Source organism: Shewanella sp. TC10, assembly GCF_009663145.1.
Taxonomy (GTDB): domain Bacteria; phylum Pseudomonadota; class Gammaproteobacteria; order Enterobacterales; family Shewanellaceae; genus Shewanella.
Genome location: NZ_VKHR01000049.1, coordinates 1 through 19,674, shown reverse-complemented (window position 1 = coordinate 19,674; position 19,674 = coordinate 1). Strand labels below are relative to the sequence as shown.

11 protein-coding genes are annotated in these 19,674 nt (G+C 40.2%); 7 read left to right on the top strand and 4 right to left on the bottom strand.

The window, feature by feature from the left end; genetic code table 11:
• Window positions 1-7: 7 nt before the first annotated feature.
• Window positions 8-1,060 carry a biotin synthase BioB gene (gene bioB / locus FNZ24_RS15815; RefSeq protein WP_153915733.1) on the bottom strand — a complete coding sequence of 351 codons (1,053 nt, stop codon included), beginning with the start codon at window positions 1,058-1,060 and terminating at the stop codon, window positions 8-10.
• A 110-nt stretch (window positions 1,061-1,170) separates the two neighbouring features.
• Here bioB and bioA point away from each other — a divergent pair, with 110 nt between their 5' ends.
• Window positions 1,171-2,514: an adenosylmethionine--8-amino-7-oxononanoate transaminase gene (bioA, locus tag FNZ24_RS15810; protein WP_153915704.1), complete on the top strand. Its 1,344-nt coding sequence runs from the start codon at window positions 1,171-1,173 to the stop codon at window positions 2,512-2,514.
• A gap of 413 nt (window positions 2,515-2,927) precedes the next feature.
• Here the strand turns inward: bioA and FNZ24_RS15805 are convergent, their stop codons facing one another.
• Window positions 2,928-3,449: an Lrp/AsnC family transcriptional regulator gene (locus FNZ24_RS15805; RefSeq protein ID WP_153915702.1), complete on the bottom strand. Its 522-nt coding sequence runs from the start codon at window positions 3,447-3,449 to the stop codon at window positions 2,928-2,930.
• 219 nt (window positions 3,450-3,668) lie between these two features.
• Between FNZ24_RS15805 and FNZ24_RS15800 the strand changes: the two genes are divergently transcribed.
• The 5 genes from FNZ24_RS15800 (at window position 3,669) to FNZ24_RS15780 (ending at window position 13,366) form a co-directional block, all read left to right on the top strand.
• Window positions 3,669-5,822, top strand: coding sequence for a TonB-dependent receptor (locus tag FNZ24_RS15800; protein WP_153915701.1), 2,154 nt, complete (start codon window positions 3,669-3,671; stop codon window positions 5,820-5,822).
• Between the two features lie 49 nt (window positions 5,823-5,871).
• On the top strand, window positions 5,872-7,269 hold the full coding sequence (locus FNZ24_RS15795; RefSeq protein WP_153915699.1) for a cytosine permease: 1,398 nt from the start codon (window positions 5,872-5,874) through the stop codon (window positions 7,267-7,269).
• A 120-nt stretch (window positions 7,270-7,389) separates the two neighbouring features.
• Window positions 7,390-8,511 (top strand): DUF917 domain-containing protein, encoded by a 1,122-nt coding sequence (locus FNZ24_RS15790; protein ID WP_153915697.1) that lies wholly within the window; start codon window positions 7,390-7,392, stop codon window positions 8,509-8,511.
• A gap of 658 nt (window positions 8,512-9,169) precedes the next feature.
• Window positions 9,170-12,145 (top strand): TonB-dependent receptor, encoded by a 2,976-nt coding sequence (locus tag FNZ24_RS15785; protein WP_153915696.1) that lies wholly within the window; start codon window positions 9,170-9,172, stop codon window positions 12,143-12,145.
• Between the two features lie 339 nt (window positions 12,146-12,484).
• Window positions 12,485-13,366, top strand: a complete 882-nt coding sequence (locus tag FNZ24_RS15780) for an NAD(P)-dependent oxidoreductase (RefSeq protein ID WP_153915695.1) — start codon at window positions 12,485-12,487, stop codon at window positions 13,364-13,366.
• Window positions 13,367-13,482: 116 nt separating this feature from the next.
• On the opposite strand, the gene FNZ24_RS15775 is transcribed toward FNZ24_RS15780, so the two are convergent.
• Window positions 13,483-14,874, bottom strand: coding sequence for an alpha-amylase family glycosyl hydrolase (locus tag FNZ24_RS15775; RefSeq protein ID WP_153915694.1), 1,392 nt, complete (start codon window positions 14,872-14,874; stop codon window positions 13,483-13,485).
• 572 nt (window positions 14,875-15,446) lie between these two features.
• On the bottom strand, window positions 15,447-18,869 hold the full coding sequence (locus tag FNZ24_RS15770) for a PAS domain-containing hybrid sensor histidine kinase/response regulator (RefSeq protein WP_153915693.1): 3,423 nt from the start codon (window positions 18,867-18,869) through the stop codon (window positions 15,447-15,449).
• Window positions 18,870-19,055: 186 nt separating this feature from the next.
• Here FNZ24_RS15770 and FNZ24_RS15765 point away from each other — a divergent pair.
• Window positions 19,056-19,674, top strand: a 619-nt coding sequence (locus tag FNZ24_RS15765; protein WP_153915692.1) for an AMP-binding protein, incomplete at its 3' end; no start/stop codon positions are given.

The window sequence follows — 19,674 nt, the reverse complement described above, 5'->3', positions numbered from 1 at the left end:
TTAACGATTAAATTGCGCCTGCATCAAAGAACTGTTGAGTGGCTTTATCTTTTTTGGCATTTGCTTTGGCAAGTAAAGCACTGTCTGATTCGATATCAGCTGATGGCCCTTGCTCAGGATGTAGCCCTAAACGTTTGAATAAAGTCATATCATCGTTTTCTTCAGGGTTTGGCGTAGTCAGTAACTTGCAGCCATAGAAGATAGAGTTTGCACCTGCAAAGAAGCACATTGATTGCAGTTCATCGGTCATGTTTTCACGACCTGCAGATAAACGAACTCGAGATTTAGGCATGATAATACGAGCAACAGCAATAGTGCGCACAAATTCAAGCGGATCTAAATCATCAATTTTTTCAAATGGTGTACCCGCCACTTTAACTAGCATATTGATAGGTACTGAATCAGGATGTTGTTCAAGGTTGGCTAGCTGTTGCAATAAACCTGCTCGGTCTGTTGCTTTCTCGCCCATGCCTACAATGCCGCCTGAACAGACCTTCATGCCTGAGGCACGTACATTTGATAAGGTATCAATACGGTTTTGATAAGTGCGAGTGGTAATAACATCACCGTAATATTCAGGTGATGTATCTAGGTTATGGTTATAGTAATCAAGGCCTGCACTGGCTAGCTCATCAGCTTGCTCTGATGACAACATGCCTAAGGTCATGCAGGTTTCCATGCCTAAAGCGCGCACATCTTTAACCATTTGAGTTAAGTAAGGCATATCGCGCTCACGCGGGTTACGCCAAGCGGCGCCCATACAAAAACGTGATGCTCCAGCAGCTTTGGCACTTTTAGCTTCAGTCAGTACTTTCTCAATTTCCAACAAACGCTCTTTTTCAAGACCAGTATCGTAACGAGCACTTTGCGGACAGTATTTGCAATCTTCAGGACAAGCGCCGGTTTTAATCGATAATAAACGACTAATTTGCACTTCGTTAGGATCAAACGTTTCACGGTGAATACTGTGCGCTTTAAACAGTAAATCATTCATTGGTAAAGCAAATAGCGCTTCTATTTCTGCTTTGCTCCAGTCGTGACGGATCGCTGACGATGACATGGTTAATCCTTTTTTATTCATTTTGTATTCACCTTATATTGGGTTAGGATACCTTCAGCGTTTAAACTGTCAATGCTATCAAGCACCACACCTTGACTAACGGTTAAAATATGAACAATACAAATCTGCAAAATTCTACCGCTAACATCGACTTTGAATTTGACAAACAACATATCTGGCATCCTTACACATCTATGAGCAACGCCGCTAAAGTGACTGGTGTTCACAGTGCAAATGGCTGCGAATTAACCTTGTCAGATGGTCAAGTCGTGATTGATGGCACAAGTTCTTGGTGGGCTTGTATTCATGGCTATAACCGCCCTGAAATAATCGATGCCATGCAGCATCAGCTTTCTACGTTAAGTCATGTCATGTTTGGCGGCATCACCCACGCACCAGCTGTTAATTTATGTAAGCGCTTAGTGGATATGACCAGTCCTAAGCTGACAAAAGTTTTTCTTGCTGATTCAGGCTCCATTGCAGTTGAAGTTGCCATGAAAATGGCGATGCAATATTGGCAAGGTAGAAACAAACCTCAAAAGCAACAATTACTCACCGTTAAACGTGGATATCATGGCGATACGTTTGCGGCTATGAGTGTGTGCGATCCCGATAACGGCATGCATACAATGTTCGGCGATGCAGTAACTGAGCAATTGTTTGCCCCTGCACCGCAGTCAGAGTTTAACCAGGCGTTAGTCAGTGGTGATACTGATGAATTAGAAGCGATATTAATAGCAAATCATCATAAGATTGCCGCCATTATTATTGAACCTATTATGCAAGCTGCTGGCGGAATGCACTTTTACTCAGCTGAGTATTTAGTGGCTCTTCGAGCCCTATGTGATAAATACCAAGTTCTACTGATCTTAGATGAAATAGCCACAGGCTTTGGCCGTATCGGTAAACTGTTTGCCTATGAGTACTCTAATATTGAGGCTGATATTTTGTGCCTAGGTAAAGCCTTAACGGGTGGATACATCAGCCTTGCTGCAACAATTTGCAGTGATGAAGTGGCTAAAGGTATAAGCGACTCTCCTGCAGGCGTGTTTATGCATGGCCCTACCTTTATGGGGAACCCATTAGCTTGCGCCGCTGCCGATGCCAGTTTACGGATTTTGCAATCCGGTGACTGGCAACAACAAGTTACCCAAATTGAAACACAGATGAAACACGAACTAGCTGAAGCCATTGAGTATGAACATGTCAAAAATGTTCGAGTGCTTGGCTCTGTAGGCGTTATCGAAATGGACAGCGCCATTAATACTGGTGCATTGCAGCAAGCCTTTATAGAGCTAGGAGTATGGATAAGACCATTTGGCAATGTTATCTACATTACGCCGCCTTATTCCATTAGTTCAGCCCAGCTGACAACGCTCACTAATGCCATGAAAACCATTGCTGCAGATATTACTCAAGAACAAAGTAGCGCAGATACTTTTAGTAATGGCTAGTTTTTATTAATGACTAACTTGTTCTTAATCTGGCTTACTTTGACTTACTCTTACTTACTCTAACTAAGAAATACTGGCTGTTTTAATCACTATGAATAATGCCAGCTAAAAAGACCTGTTATCAACTTTGATAACAGGTCTTTTTATTAGAATAGCTAGTCATGGTTTATCGCTTTAGCTAGCAAGTACCCAAAAATTAGTCTGTATAAAGAGCTATTAGCACTATCAAATTTAACTCCTCACATCACTCATTATTAAACCAACCATTAAACTCTTCCCCATAACACCTAACCAGAGTCTGACCAGAACATGCGACAGTTTTAAATAGCAAACAATCTAAGATGAATAACTATGGTAATGATGATGTAGACGTTAATTCATACGACAACATAAAGCCTATTAAAGTCTAGTGATTAAACTGATTCGCTCTCTTGCGTATTATCATCTAGCCATTTAAGGCTGCCTAATGGGTAACCTAAAAACCACTTACTGCGCTCTAATACGATACGGGTTTTGATGTTTTTAATACTTAACTCTGGGCGATCTGATAGTTCAGTACAAATGTCATTGAGCTTTTTGATATTGGGAAAACAACTTAGGGACATATAATCCACATCACCACTTAACTGCATGCAGTCCATAAATTCTGGAATTTCTTGAATCGCGCTAACAAAGCGGCGGCTAGAGGGTGCACTGTTGTCATGTAAGGTAAATTCGACATACGCCATTACATGTTCACAAATTTGTTCTAAATTCACATCAGCGTGAAAAGTTCTAAAATAACCGGCTTCTTTCAGTGCTTTGACTCTTTGAAAACACGCACTGGGTGACAAGCTGACTTTTTCGGCTAATTCAATATTCGTAAGATCACCTTCAAGGTGAAGTGTGGCCAAAATTTTCTTATTGTAGCTATCAATTTTTACTTTCTTTTTCATTTTCAGAAACCTAAGCCTATATTTACCTTGCCTATAATGGATTATCCCTCATTTGGTTGCAAAATTTCGTTAGTTTTATCTCAAAGCGATAATTTTTCACTGCATTTAAATAGCATTACAAAATATTATTTTTCAACAAAGCGCCACAATGGTTATAACGGATCACACACATGCATAATATCTACATAAATATGCACATAAGCCTATGAGGGCAACCACATGAATATCAACCGCAATCAATTTTTCGCAAAATCACTATTAGCCTCTGCGATTAGTTTTTCTCTCATTGCTTCTGCTTATGCTGAAGACAATCAGCCAGAATCTCCTAGCGCAGATTCTGGTATAGAGCGAATAGAGATTAGCGCCCGTGGCCGTGTGGAAACCTTACAAAACGTTCCAGACTCAGTGACTGCATTTAGTGGTGACATGATCCAAAATCAGCGCATTGAAAACTTTCGTGATGTGGCTGATTTAACACCTAACTTAAGCCAGCTTGATAATTTCCGCCCAGGCTTAGCCAGAATTACTATTCGTGGTCTTATTACCCCACAAGTGGGAGATGCGCCACTGGCGTTTGTTGTTGATGGCGTTACCGCACCTGATTTAGAGTTTATCAACCAAGATCTCGTCGATATAGAAAGAATTGAAGTCATGCGCGGCGCTCAAGGGGCGTTATACGGTAAAGGGGCTATTGGCGGCGCAGTGATTGTCACCACTAAAAAACCTACAGATGAAATTGAAGGTACGCTAAAAGGCTCTTACGGTAATGGCAACACTTATAACTTAAATGGTGTAGTGTCTGGCGCATTAAATGATGACAGTAGTGCATTTTTCCGTGTTGGCGGTTATACCAAAACTTCAGATGGTTTGATTGATAACGTCTTTTTAGATGAACAAGCTGATTATCTTTCTGAAGACTCGGTTTTTGGTCAACTTGAGTTTGATTTATTTGACGATACTACCTTAAACCTTCGCGGCAGGTACACCACCAGTGATGCAGGCTTTGCTTATTACCAAGGCGTAACTGAGGATACCTCTGAAGATTTCGATATTCCAACGTCACAAAATATTCGCAATAACGATCAACGTGATGTTTATGAAGTCAGTGCAAAGTTAACTCAGCAATATGATTTAGGTACATTCGACTTTATTACTGCATATAGCAGCTCTGAAAATACTCACTTCTATGATGGCGATTATTCAGCAGATCCTACCTTTATTGATGAAGATGACTTCTTTCGTGCGCCATTTGGTACAGAAGGGTTAAACGATGTTAAATCGTTAACCGTTGAGTCAAGGTTCACTTCTCAAAGCGATCAAAGACTCAGATGGGCCGTATCGGCTTTTTATCAAGATAAAGAGCGTGATAACACCATTAATTTCTTCGATGATTTTTTAGGTGATGTGCCTCTAGATAGAGATGATTTTACCGACGATATGATTTATCTGACCATTGCGGATAGAAATAGCAGTAAAGCATGGGCCTTATCTGGGCAAATTAACTATGACATCACTGAAAAGTTAGAGTTAACTGCTGCACTTCGTTACGACAACGATAAACGTGAGTCATATGATCCGAATAATCCGATAGAGACCTTTGCCGAAGACACATTCAGCGAATGGCAGCCTAAGTTTACTTTGGCTTACCAAATGAACCCTGATTTATTGCTTTATACAGGTTACTCAAGAGGGTTTAGAAGTGGTGGCTTTAATGAGCCAGCAGAAGGCATTAACCGTGTCTTTAACCAAGAAGTGTCTGACAGTTATGAAGCTGGTTTTAAAACCACATTATTCTCAAATAAAGTCACGTTAAATGGTGCGGTATTCATGATTTCGCAATCTGATGCGCAAATCACCCAGTTTAACGTCGATACCTTTACGCTTGAAAACTTAGCTATTGACGATGTACTAACTAAGGGTGCTGAAGTTGAATTAGGTTGGGCTGCGACTGAAAACCTAGACGTACGTTTCAATGCAGGGTTAATAGACTCTGAGATTAAAGAGTTCACTGATAGACCTGAACTTGAGGGATACTCGCAGGTATGGGTACCTGAATATACTTACAGTCTATCAGCTAATCACTTTTTCCCAATAGGTGCTAACTGGTCAATCGTGTCACGTGCTGATATTCAGGTTCAAGGACCACAATACTTTGATATTGAAATTCCTGATGTCACCTCCTCTACATTTACCTCAATCAATGCAGGTGTAGGTTTACAGTCAGACGATTGGACAGTACAGCTTTATGTTAATAACCTTACCGATGAACGCACAATCGAAGATATCTTCTTTTTTGGTGACGGTGTGACAGACTTAGCACGTATGCCAAATAAACCTCGTACCTATGGTATCGAAGCAATATATAACTTCTAATTCGTTAATCATTAAATCAAAGGCCTCAATTGAGGCCTGTTGAGGGTTCATGTCAGTAAATCAGCCAGTACAACCAAATAGTCAGTCGAGCTCGGTACCAACAAATAGTCAGTCGAGCTCGGTACCAACAAATGCTGATAAATCAAATTATGATGGATTACTTGACGACTATGCCACCAGCCCAGTTCCTTTACATAAAACCGTAGGTGGCATACGTATTGGAATGATTAATGGCGGCCTTGCCTTTGCTGTTCCTGGACTCATTACTGGCTTAGAATTAGGTGGTGCACTCGGTATAACACAAAGTATTTATGCATTCTTAATAGGTGGTGTCATTCTCTCTGTGCTCGGTGCGATAACGGGCTTAGTAGGCATGCATAACCGCTTAGCATCATGTATGACGATGAAGTTTGTGTTTGGTACGAAAGGCGCCAACCTGCTTACTTTAGCATTTGTCTTGTCTTTACTTGGCTGGTACGGCGTTAACATCAATTTGTTTAGCGAAGTATCGCAAAGCTTAATACTGCAAATGTTTAATCTTACCTTTCCTATTTGGGCGTTAGAGCTCTGTGCAGGGATCCTTATTACGCTGACCACTATTTGGGGCTTTTCGCTTATTGAAAAAGTATCCAGTTTGTTTGTTCCCGTACTGTTTATATTGACCGCATATATGCTTTACAAGAGTTTTGGCTACGTGATCCCCGCGACAGAAACTGCAGCACAGACTAACCAAATGGACACTATTTCACTTAGTTTTGGTGAGGCAGTATCCGCCGTGGTCGGAAGTTTTATCGTCAGTGTGGTACTGATGCCTGACTTTACTCGATTCGCTAAAACCAAAACCGATACTGTTGTCGCCTCCTTCCTGCCCTTTTTACTGCTCAATACATTTGTGTATATTGCAGCGGCAATGGCTGGCTTAGCAGTTCAGCAAAATGACATTTTACAAGTGATGCTTACGCTTGGAATTGGTACTTTAGCCTTTATATTATTAATCATGTCCAGCTGGGTCACTAATGTAGTTAACCTTTATAGTGCAGCATTAGGATTTAATGCCATTAATGCTAACTGGAAAGAATGGAAAATTATCGTAGTGGCTGGTGTACTGGGTACTATCGTTGCTTCATTCAATCTATTAGCAAACTTCACCGACTTTTTATTTAGTTTATCGATCATTTTCGCGCCTGTTGCTGCTATTTATGTCGTCGATTTTTTTATCCTTCGCAGACAAAAAACTTATCAATTAGCACAAGTTTCTCATTTACCTGCAATAAATTATTTAGCCGTTATAGCTTGGGGAATTGGTATTTCGACCTCGCTACTCGTCAATAACGGTTATTTCACTTTTACTGGAATTGAAGTGTGCGATGCAATCATCATCACAATGCCGAGTTATTATCTATTGATGAAAGTTTGGCAAAAAAATCGTTTGTCTCGCTCAAACTAAACCATCAATTGTTTTGTGTAGTCGCCATTTTTGAAAACATATTTTTTAGCTAGTCCCTAACATTAACGCGGTTAGCCCCTTTTGACTTTCCCTTAACCTATAGCTTAAGAGATGTATACGATGAAAACACTGACTCGATTAGACTTATCAGACATATTGCACGGTTGCGCTATTTTAGGCACTGGTGGGGGTGGTGAACTTGACGAAGGTTTTTATTATATTGATAAAGCGATAGCTGAAGGAAAGACCTTCAATTTAGTTAGCGTTGATGAAGTGCCAACTGGAAAAAAAATATGTACCCCCTACATGCTCGGTGCTTTATCACCAATGTCCGAGGAAGAAGAACGACAATATAAACGTTTGCCCAAATCTGCAGACTCATCAATCATGACCGCCTTCAAACGACTCGAAAAATACACTGGCAATCAATTTTACGGCACAATTTGTTGTGAGCTCGGTGGTTCAAATACTGCTATTTCTTTTTACGTCGCTGCAATGGCAAATGGCTATATCATTGATGCCGATGTCGCGGGACGTGCAGTTCCAGAGATAACCCATTCAACTTACTATTTTAATGATATCCCAGCAGCACCAATAGTCACTGCTAATGAATTTGGTGAGTGTTTTATTTGTGAAAACGTCATAGATGATTTACGCGCAGAAAGTGTTGTGCGTGCACTATCTATGATAAGTCGCAATGATATTGCTGCCATTGACCATGCGATGCCTATTGAACAAGTAAAAGATGCCGTCATTAAAGGGACGATTTCTAAATCATTAGCGATTGGTCAGGCCTATCGTCTTGCCAAAGAACAACAAAACAAAGATATTGCAACTGAGATAGCAAGCCACGGTGGAGGTTATGTGGCATTCAGAGGTGTGGTTTCTGATTTTAACTTTAAAACCCAAGATGGCTTTACCATTGGCGAGGTTTTTATTGACGGAAGCGATGAATTTATTAATAACCGTTACCATATTGAAGTGAAGAACGAGAACCTTGTGGCCAGACTCAATGATGTGGTTGATGTTACTATCCCTGACTTAATTTGCTGCTTAGACATGAATAACCTAACCCCTATTACCAATCCTAATTTTAATAAACAAATGAATGTGGCGGTTGTAGTGCTTCCTGCACCTAAAGAGTTCACCACTGAGCGCGGACTTTCTGCTTTTGGGCCAGCCTATGTGGGGATTAATAGCCCCTACCAGCCAGCTGTAGCCCGTTATTTTGCTAATAAATGAACCATTTAAAACTGAACTAATCGATTAAACTGCGGAACTTATGATTAAGTTCCGCACAACACTCATCTGCAATTAATTAACAAGCCTTAACCTAGAGTATCAACTCGATTTTTTTTGACAGAATTGTTACATTATTACAGGTTTTAACATTCCCGCCAGAAGTTACTTTTTCCAACCTTAAGCTAACCCACTGTTTAATAGCTTATATTTTAAAACTTTTATTAATTCTCATGAATTATATTTATTTTAAATTACAACTAAACTCGTAAGTTTTGTTACAAAAACAATCCCAACTGGTATTACCAATATTCAACCTGATACATTACCAAAATTTAAATTAACCGACTAAAAAATATCAAAACATCATATCTGCGCCACATTAAAATAGATGGCATAAAACAAACAAAAACATATGCATACAGTCAAATAAAATTCCTACAACCAGCTAATTCAACCGCTCACCAAGCCCAAGAGTCGTCGTTCACTAATAGCAATAAACAGATAAAAAATAGACTTTGGTATACCAATGTAATTGTTTTGGTAATAATAAGTTGCAATCAATTTGCGCCTGTTATATAAATGTTACCGTTGATAAAAACAACAACAATTGGTCATACCAAAGGGTAACGTATGACTTGATACCATTCTTGGGGGAATTATGAAGCTGAATAAAATAAGTGCCATGTATAGTGACACTAAAAGTAAAGCGACTAATATATCGATTTTCGGTGCTGCATTAACAGCACTGTTAACACTACCAGCTTACGCTGCAGAACCAACTGAACAAGCAGATACCGATGACATCGAAGTGATTGCTGTAAAAGGCATTTTCGGTAGTTTGAAAGCGGCAAACTTAATGAAACGAACTGATGACCGTATCGTTGACGCTATTGTTGCTGAAGACATAGGTAAATTGCCAGATAACAACATTGCTGAAGCATTACAACGCATTACTGGTGTTTCAATTGGCACTGACTTTGGTGTTGGTGAGTCTGTCACGATTCGCGGTGTATCAGAAAACCTTGTATTACTTAATGGCCGTTCAACTGCTGGCGCTGGCCGTGGTGGTATCGGATTAGATGACTTCCCATCAAGTTTCTTAAAAACAGTTGAAGTGATTAAATCACCAACGCCTGAAATGATTGAAGGTGCCTTGGGGGGTACTGTCAACATGCAAACGATTCGCCCGTTAGAGCTTTCTGAGCCACTAGTCGCGATAACGTTAGACGGTGAATACGCAGATAAAACAGAAAATACAGCACCTAATTTCTCTATGGGTATTGGTAATAACTGGGATCTCGGTGATGCAGGTACATTTGGTGCGTCAGCTAACTTAGCTTATTTAGATCGTGAATTACGCCGTGATGAATTTTTCAGCAAAGTAGATTTACAAGACAATATCGACATTGATGGTGACGGTATTGTTGATGATTCTGGTGGGCCAAATGGTAAATACCTACGTCGTACTCAGAATACAGTAGAGCAAAAAACAGAAGAACGTGAACGTACTGCTTATGGTATCTCGCTACAATGGGAACCTGCTAGTGCTGAAGCTAATATCTATCTTGATTTGAATGCAACTAAGCTTGACGGTGGTCAATCGGCTTACTCTATTCTTGATGTTGGTGGTTCTAGTGTCGCTAGAAGTGACTCTTACTATGATAGTAATGGTGAGCTGCATAACTATGATTTAGATGGCGTATTGGTGATTCCAAAAACATGGAGTGACTTCACTACTTCAGATACCACTTCACACGCTATTGGTGGTGAATGGTTCTTAACAGATTCAATTGAAATTTCTGCAGAGTATTCTTTATCTAAATCTGAAGAAAAACAAACAGCAAACGAATTTAACCTACGTCCTATCGAACGTACCGATCCTACAACCGACTTAGTGACTCACACAAGTACTAGTAGTTCTTATTCAGGTGGTGGCATTCCAGGTTATATGTATGCCGACTCAGGTATGTTAACAAATCCTGATAACTTAGTTTTCCGTGAATTCTTCCACAAAACACTTGAAACAGACAATGAAGAGCAAGCACTTCGCTTTGACTTTACAATGTCTGATATCGGTGTAAATTGGGTTTCAGCAGTTAAAGCCGGTGTTCGCTTTACTGACCGTGATTACACAGCAAATCGTTTTGATCTAAAGCCAATTAATGGCAATACCACGCTAAAAGATTCATATAAGAAAGCCGTTGATGATAATGGTAACTTTGCGCCAATCTGGATTGATAATGCGCTTCTTAGCGACAGCATGAACATTGTGAATCTCAATAACTCTTTTGACCAAACCGGTGTTAACGGTCAAAACGATTTATTGACATACAATGTATACGATGCTAATCAATTACAAAATACTGAAGCAACTTATGAACTTGTTAAGCAAATGCTTGCAGGTACTTCTTATGCTATGAATGGCTCATTAGCTGACAACATGGTTGAAGATAGCGGTGCATACAAAGAAATTAATGAGAAAACCAGCGCGATTTACGCTCAATTCCATTTAGATTTTGATGACCTAACTGCTGTATTTGGTGGTCGTTACATTCAAACAGAATTAGAATCTAGTGTTGTTGCATCAGTTGATGACAATGGTAATAAAGTACTTGATACTGGTGAGAATGATTATTCAGACTTCCTACCTAGCTTAAACGTGACTTACACACTAACAGACGAAACACTCATGCGTTTCGCAGCAGCTAAAGTCATGCGCCGTGCAGACTTTGATGAATTAAGCCCAGCATTATCAATCGATAACTCGTTAGTGACTGGTACTCAAGGATCTTATCAACTTGAGCCATACCGTGTTACTCAATACGATTTCTCAGTAGAACATTACTTCGGAGACGGTGGCCTAGTTTCTGCAGCAGTTTTCTATAAAGATGTGAACTCATTTACACAAACTGACAGCAGCTGTTTAGCTGACCCAAGTACAGTATCAGGTCAAAACACCACTGAGTGGGGTAACATTTGTTTACTCGACACAGCAGGTCAAAGCCAAGGCGATGTTAACTTTGCCACAGAAGACCAAGGTTTAGCTTACGTTGATCAACAAAAAGCAGCTGGTCAAACAGGTATTGTAATTGACACTGATGTGAATGGCGGCAGTGGTGAAGTGAAAGGTTTAGAGCTTGCTTATCAGCAACAGTTTACCTTCTTACCTGGTTTCTGGTCTGGTTTTGGTGTTAATGCCAACTATACCTATGCAGATAGTGCACAGCCTGACGGCAACCCTCTTCTAAACATTTCAGAAAATACAGCTAACGGCCAAATTTACTGGGAAAATGAAGATCTACAGTTCCGTTTAGCATACAACTGGCGTGACCGTTACTTATATTCACAAGCTGAAAAACGTGTTCAAACAGTCGGTGCTTTAGGTTATAACGTCTTTAACCAAAATGACCCTACTGCTGAAAACTTTGATGCTACTGTAGGTAACAACTACCGTGAAGCGCGTGGTCAGTTTGATTTCTCTGCAAGCTGGGATATCAATGAACATTTTGCTGTAGTCGGTAACGTTGTGAACTTAACAGGTGAGCCAATTGAGTACACAACTGAGCTAGGTTCAGTATGGAAATACAGTGAATCAGATCGTCGTTACACTCTAGGTCTACGCGCTAGATTCTAATTTAGCCGCACCTTCGAAGAGAGCCTATTAAAAGTTAATGGGCTCTCTTAAATAAACACGAATAGCCACACCACTTTGTTTACTTCAAAAAACAACCAACATCACAAAATCACAAATTGGTAAACCAATAAAGAAAATTGGTTAGTAATAGTTTGGCTTTACAGTCTTATTGTAATACAATTAAAAAATCAGAAGTAAGTAAAGAATTCGTACCATTAATTTAAACATATAAAGACAGCTTATTTGTTGGCTTTATATAAATTTCTTAGCACGCCTACTCTTGATGCTTATCCTTTTTAGCATTTAGATAGCATTTACCAATATATTTAGGAGTTAGATATGACAAAGCCTGTCATTGGTTTCATCGGACTTGGCCTTATGGGCGGCAACATGGTTGAGAACCTTCAAAAGAGAGGTTATCAAGTAAATGTAATGGATCTTAGTGCAGAAGCTGTTGCTCGTGTTACTGACCGTGGTAATGCAACAGCCTTTACTTCAGCTAAAGAATTAGCTGCAGCAAGTGACGTTGTTCAGTTCTGTTTAACCACTTCAGCTGTAGTTGAAAAAATTGTTTACGGTGATGACGGTGTTTTAGCCGGTATCAAAGAAGGTTCTGTATTAGTTGATTTCGGTACTTCTATCCCAGCTTCTACTAAGAAGATTGGCGCAGCACTTGCTGAAAAAGGTGCTGGCATGATTGATGCTCCTTTAGGTCGTACCCCTGCACACGCTAAAGATGGTCTGTTAAACATCATGGCTGCTGGCGACATGGATACATTCAACAAGGTTAAGCCTCTGTTAGAAGAGCAAGGCGAGAATGTATTCCACTTAGGCGCACTTGGCGCAGGTCACACAACTAAACTAATCAACAACTTCATGGGCATGACAACTGTTGCGACTATGTCTCAAGCCTTTGCTGTTGCAAAACTAGCTGGCGTTGATGGTCAACAATTGTTTGATATCATGTCTGCTGGCCCTTCAAACTCACCATTCATGCAGTTCTGTAAGTTTTACGCGGTAGATGGCGAAGAAAAATTAGGTTTCTCTGTTGCTAACGCTAACAAAGATCTTGGTTACTTCCTTGCAATGTGTGAAGACCTAGGTACTAAGTCTTTAATTGCTCAAGGTACTTCAACTAGCTTACAAGAAGCTGTTGATGCTGGTATGGGTCAAAATGACGTACCAGTTATTTTTGATTACTTCACTAAGTTAGAAAAGTAATTTAAATAAATCAACAATACTTTCTCCAAGTGTTGTTAATCTAGTCAAGTAAAAGGCAGTGTTTTCACACTGCCTTTTTCATTTCATGTTTTGATTAATGACTTGAGGCCATGTCACTACTCAACTACATAGACTCGGTAACCAAATGGTTCTATAGCTAATTCAGTATCGGGCTTGATAATCACCTTATCACCACTGAACAGCTCAGTATATTTATCGAGATGTCTCTTCGTGCTGTTAAATGTCACTTTCTGAACTTGGTTTGAAAAGTTTAAAACAACAAAAACTTTATCGGCATCATTCGCTCGCGTATATGAAAAAATAGCCTTTTTGTTGCTGTTTGCCACAGGTAACATATGACTTCCCCACTTACCGTTCCAAAGGGCGGTATTACGATGCTTCAAGCCAAATAACTGTTGATATATTGCCCCTGTTTTAGTGGTTTTCCATTCAATGACGTCTTTATCAAAAAAAGCCAGAGACTTATCTAATTCAGCTTCTTGACCACTATAAATCAGTGGCATTCCTTCTACTGTTGCTGTCAATACAATGCTGGCATGTAAAAAATCACCAAACCTTTCAAACATGGTTTTATCCCATGCGTTTAAGTCATGATTATCTACAAAATTCATTCTCAACATGTCTAAACGCCATCGATTCTCTAACTTGCCAAAGTGAGAATAAATAGCAGAAACATCTTTATGCCCGTGAGCAACATTATGTAAAACATCGTGCAGCCTAAAAGAGTAAGCCATATCGAAAGCATACTCATGTAAATCACGTAGTTCAGCTTCAGCTAGCATGAATACCGGCTTAATTTTATCAAGTTCAGATCTAGCTGTATTCCAGAAGTCTGTGGGCACATAACCTGCAGTATCAACACGATAACCATCAACATTGACTTCTTTAACCCAATATTTTAAAGCCTCTGTCATGTACTGTCTTAATTCGGGCTGTTGATAATCCAACTCGATAATATCCTGCCAATCCCACCAAGGGTTAGATTGAAACTCGCCTTTTTTACTTAGCTTATACCACTCTGGGTGGTTTTTTGTCAGTGGATTATCCCAAGCCGTATGATTTGGCACCCAATCTAAAATAACGTACATGTCCATTTTGTGCGCTTGGTTCACTAGGTCTTTCAAATCAGCCAAGTTCCCCATTTGTGGGTTTACACCATAGTAATCTTTAACTGCATAATAACTGCCCATTTCACCTTTACGGTTTAACTCACCTATTGGATGAATAGGCATCAACCATAAAATATCCACCCCCATTTCCTTTAATCTAGGTAAGTGTTCAGTGAACGCATTAAAAGTCCCCTGCTTAGTGTATTGACGGATATTCACTTCATAAATAGTGGCATTCTTAACCCACTCAGGGTGAGATACTTTAACGAATGGTTTAGGCTGGTATTTGTTAAGACTTATAGCCTCATCAGACATCGCGCTGACTGGAGACAGCAATAGACTCAATCCCAACATTAAGCTTGTTATTATTTTTACCATGATACTTCCCTATATAATTATTATTCCCACTCGACTTTGCTGTTTTTTTATACGAAACAGCCCGCGAATTGATACTAGGGAAATAAAGTGGGTAAGCGAAGCTAAAAACAGAAACTGCATTCGTATTCATTAGTGATACAAACTTATTACACCAAAGAACAGCAGCTTAATCTTGAAATATGGCTAGTTAGCATTGCTTTAAAAGCTAGCTAGCACAATAATTGAGAAACAAGAAAGCCGATATCTTGAGGTATCGGCTTTCTTTTATTAATGGTTAGTCGCTTAGTTATCGCGCAAAAAAACATTGTCGTAAGAGTAATGATTGCAGTTCATTAAAACTGTGGCCCATTATTTTCGTGTTATCTTGGCCATCAGCAAAATAATATTAACTGTGCTATATCCTTTATTTCCTAAAAACAGCTTGGATCCCCCTAACCACAGAAAGGTCATGTTAGATTTACATAAAGTTAAACGAAAGTCCTTAAAGGCAATTTGACTGTTTTTCTTCAAGTCACATTATAGTATTCAGCAGATAATTAATTCAGTTTTTAGCTGATACATATACAAGAGTGTTACTTCACTAAGCTAGAAATAAGTGCTCTCAATGCCGCAGGTTTCACCATTTTCGCCATATAGTGATAGCCTCGCTTTTGCACATCGTCAACTAAATCCTTATTAGTATTAGCAGTAATCAAGATCCCCGGTAAATGCTCACCATATCGAGAGCGGATCCCATCCATTGCATCAACACCATTTTGATCGTTATCTAAATGGTAATCGGCTAAAACAATATCTGGTGCCACCCCTTTTAAGCCCAGCTTAATGCGTGCATCGGCTAAATCTGATGCGCACACAACCTCACATTTCCAGCGGGTTAATAAGCTCTCAAGCCCTGCTAGGATAGCTTCTTCGTTATCAATACATAAGACTTTAACTCCAGCTAAAGGCTGGGTTAAAGTTGGCACAGGTTTAACGACTTTTTCGCTAACCGTCTCACCAAGTGGCACTATGATTGAAAACACGGATCCTTGGCCGAGCTTTGAGGTTACTTGGATTTGATGGTCGAGTACTTTGCTTATTCTATCTGCAATCGCTAACCCTAATCCCAATCCACTCACATTACGGCTACTAGGATGATTCAGTCGTTTAAACTCTTTAAAAATTTCTTCGGTTTCATGCTCGTCAATACCACAGCCAGTATCTAGCACTTGTATTTCGATAAAGTCACCACGGCGGCGGCAACCTAATAATACTTGGCCACCTTTGGCATAACGATAAGCGTTAGTGAGGAAGTTTTGTAAAATCCGTCTTAATAACGATAAATCTGAATTAATCGTGGCATTACAAGGCATCATATTAAATCGAATTTGATTATCTTTTGCCATCGCTTCAAACTCGACAGATAAGCCATTTAGCAGCTCACCTAATGCAAAATCTCGACGATTGACTTCCACCATTCCTGAATCTAATTTTGAAATATCGAGTAAGTCCGTTAATAACTCACCTGCGGTGCGAAGTGAATTATTAATATGAGAAATAGTGGTTTTGCCCTCTAAATCTAAATCGGGGTATTGAGCCAGTGATGCGGTAAATAAACGCGCTGCATTCAATGGCTGCATTAAATCATGACCTACAGCGGCTAAGAAGCGGCTCTTAGACGCATTAGCTAGCTCTTCTTGGGCTTTTGCTTCAAGCAGTTCACTGTTCAGCATTGCCAGCTCATACGTACGCTCTTGAACCCGTGACTCTAGGGTTTCATTGGCTTCAATTAAGGCTTTTTCTTGTTGGCGATACTGAGTAATGTCAGTAAAGGTCATTACAAAGCCACCATCAGGCATTGGGTTACCTTGAATTTTTATGACCTTGCCATCACGGCGTTGCCGCTCTGAAGTATGTGCACTGCCATTACGCATATGTTGCACACGAATTTCAACTTGCGTTTCGATATCGCCTTCACCGCAATAGCCTCTTGCAGCATTAAAGCGAACCACTTCACTGATTGGCATACCTTGCTGTAAAAAGTCATCAGGGTAATCGTAAAGCTCTGCGTATTTAAAGTTCCATGCAACAAGGTTTAAGTCTTTATCGACAACACTCATTCCTTCATAAGCATGCTCAATAGCGCCTCGCAGCATATCTTGGCTTAATATGATTTTTGATGAAGCTTCATCCACTAAACTAAATACTTCATCAAGTGCCAAATCACGCCCTTGTAAAACAGAATCCATGACTAATGAAGCACTCGACGCCCCTAGCACACCAGCAAGCATATGTTCTGTATGAGAAATTAATGGCTCCCCTGCCACTTTGTGCCAAGAGTCACTTCGTACTGCATCAGGAGAAAATTTACTAAAGCTTTCGTATGCCCGCGTAGGACTGACGAATCGACTGGCCAGAATTAATAAATCTTGTTGTGAAATGGCGCCATGCTTACGACTGGAGTCCTTTTTATCACCCTGCTTATTTAGCCCAGGATTTATAAAATGGCTGGCTTGAATTCGTTCAGCAACGCCAGCTCTAAACCATAACGAGCCCAAGATATAACAAATGACATTCGCAACCAGTGCGATTAATGTATCTGCAACTTCAGGGCTAATTGAAGCAAGTAAACCAGTCTCCCCACCAAGGCCAACACTGCCTTCAAATAAGATGTAACACCACAGAGAAAAGCCTACCGCCAAACCAAGAAACACTCCTGAGCGATTGCCATATTTCCAGTACATACCACCCAATAACGCTGGAGCTAACTGGGCAAACGCGCCGAAAGATAATTGACCAAGGTGTGATAACGACTCGCTATTACCAAACAGTAAATAACTTAAATAACCCAGGGCTAGAATGATGACTATGGCTACACGACGGGCATTTAATAAAAATCGGGCAAATTGGTTAAAGTTGGTGCCGCTAACACGCCCAGTGCGAAGCATGAAAGGCACTAGCCATTCGTTACTAATCATTACGCTTATGGTTACAACCGCCACAATGACCATACCTGTTGCTGCTGATAAAGTGCCCAATAAGGCTATAACTGCCAGCACAGGCTGGTCCAATGCAAGAGGTAAGTTAATCACGTAGGTATCTGCAGCGACACTATCACCTAATAATAAAGTGCCAGCTAATGCCAGAGGAGCAACAAATAGTCCGAACATGGCTAAATAAAGCGGAAAAATCCAACGAGCTTTGTTAAGTATCGCTTCTTCAGCACACTCAACAACCATCACATGGAATTGACGTGGCATGCACATAAAGGCTGCGATACCCACTAACATCTCAGGTAGAAATGACACAATATTCAAGCTGCCATTGTTAATAATATCTTTCTCAGATGCTTGCTGCCAAATATCACCAAAGCCATCAAAGTATAAATAGGTAATCACAAAACCAACGATCAAAAATGCTGCCAATTTCACCAGCGACTCAAATGCAATTGCTACCATCATGCCCGGGTTATGTTCTGTGGCATCCAGTTTTCGGGTGCCAAATAAAATGGCAAAAATCGCTAAAATAAAGGTAATTAATAATGGAACGCTAACCGCACTTAACGGTTGGTCGTCTGGTTGGAATAAATTTAAACTAAACACCATCGCTTTAAGTTGTAAAGCGATGTAAGGCATGATGCCAAATAAGGCAATCAGCGTAACAATGGCAGCAAGGGTTTGAGATTTGCCATAACGGGCAGCAATAAAATCCGCAACAGAAGTGATATTTTGTGCTTTAGAAATAATCACCATCTTGCGCAACACCCCAAAACCAAGGGTAAAAACTAAGATTGGGCCTAAATAAATCGGTAAGAAAGACCATAAATCGGTCGCAGATTGACCAACCGTCCCCAAAAAACTCCAAGAAGAACAATAAACCGCTAGACTTAAGCCGTATATCCACACCTGCACTTTTTTGGTGATCTTACTAAACCATCGCTCAGCACCCCACGCTAAGATAAACAGTAAAGAAACATAGCAAATTGCAATGACAGCAACGACTAAGGTCAAATTCATGGTTTTCTCTTCTTATTATATTTGCTTAATAATTGGGCAATAAATCTGTATCAATTTGGTGCTATGCTAACATGCGCAACAGATTAAATATTAAGGATATTTTAAAACTAGACCAAGGTCTAATAGTGTTAACCTCACCTTGCAGACGATACTTTCGTAACGCTAAATTCGACAAAGGGAAGCCATATGAGCTCGCAGTCTCTCTATAAAGTACCAGCAGATTTCGCAAACAACGCACTGGTAGACAATGATACCTATAAGAAAATGTACCAAGAATCTGTGGTAAATCCAGAAGGTTTTTGGAGAGAACACGGTAAGCGCATTGATTGGATCAAGCCCTACACCAAAATTAAGAAAACTTCATTTGATGATCATAACCTTTCCATCAATTGGTTTTATGACGGTACATTAAACGCATCAGCGAACTGTTTAGATCGCCACCTTGAAAAAAATGGCGACCGTGTCGCCATTATCTGGGAAGGCGATGATGCAAGCGAGCAACGCAAAATAACCTACCGCGAACTTCATACAGATGTCTGTAAGTTTGCGAATGCCCTTCGCAGCCAAGGCGTTTGCAAAGGTGATGTCGTTACTATTTATATGCCTATGGTGCCAGAAGCTGCCGTAGCAATGTTAGCATGTGCCCGAATTGGTGCAGTCCATTCAGTTGTCTTTGGCGGCTTCTCACCTGACTCAATTGCTTCACGTGTTATTGATGGCAAATCAAAAGTACTGATTACCGCTGATGAAGGCATTCGTGGCGGTCGAAAAATTCCATTAAAGCGCAGCATTGATGATGCACTCA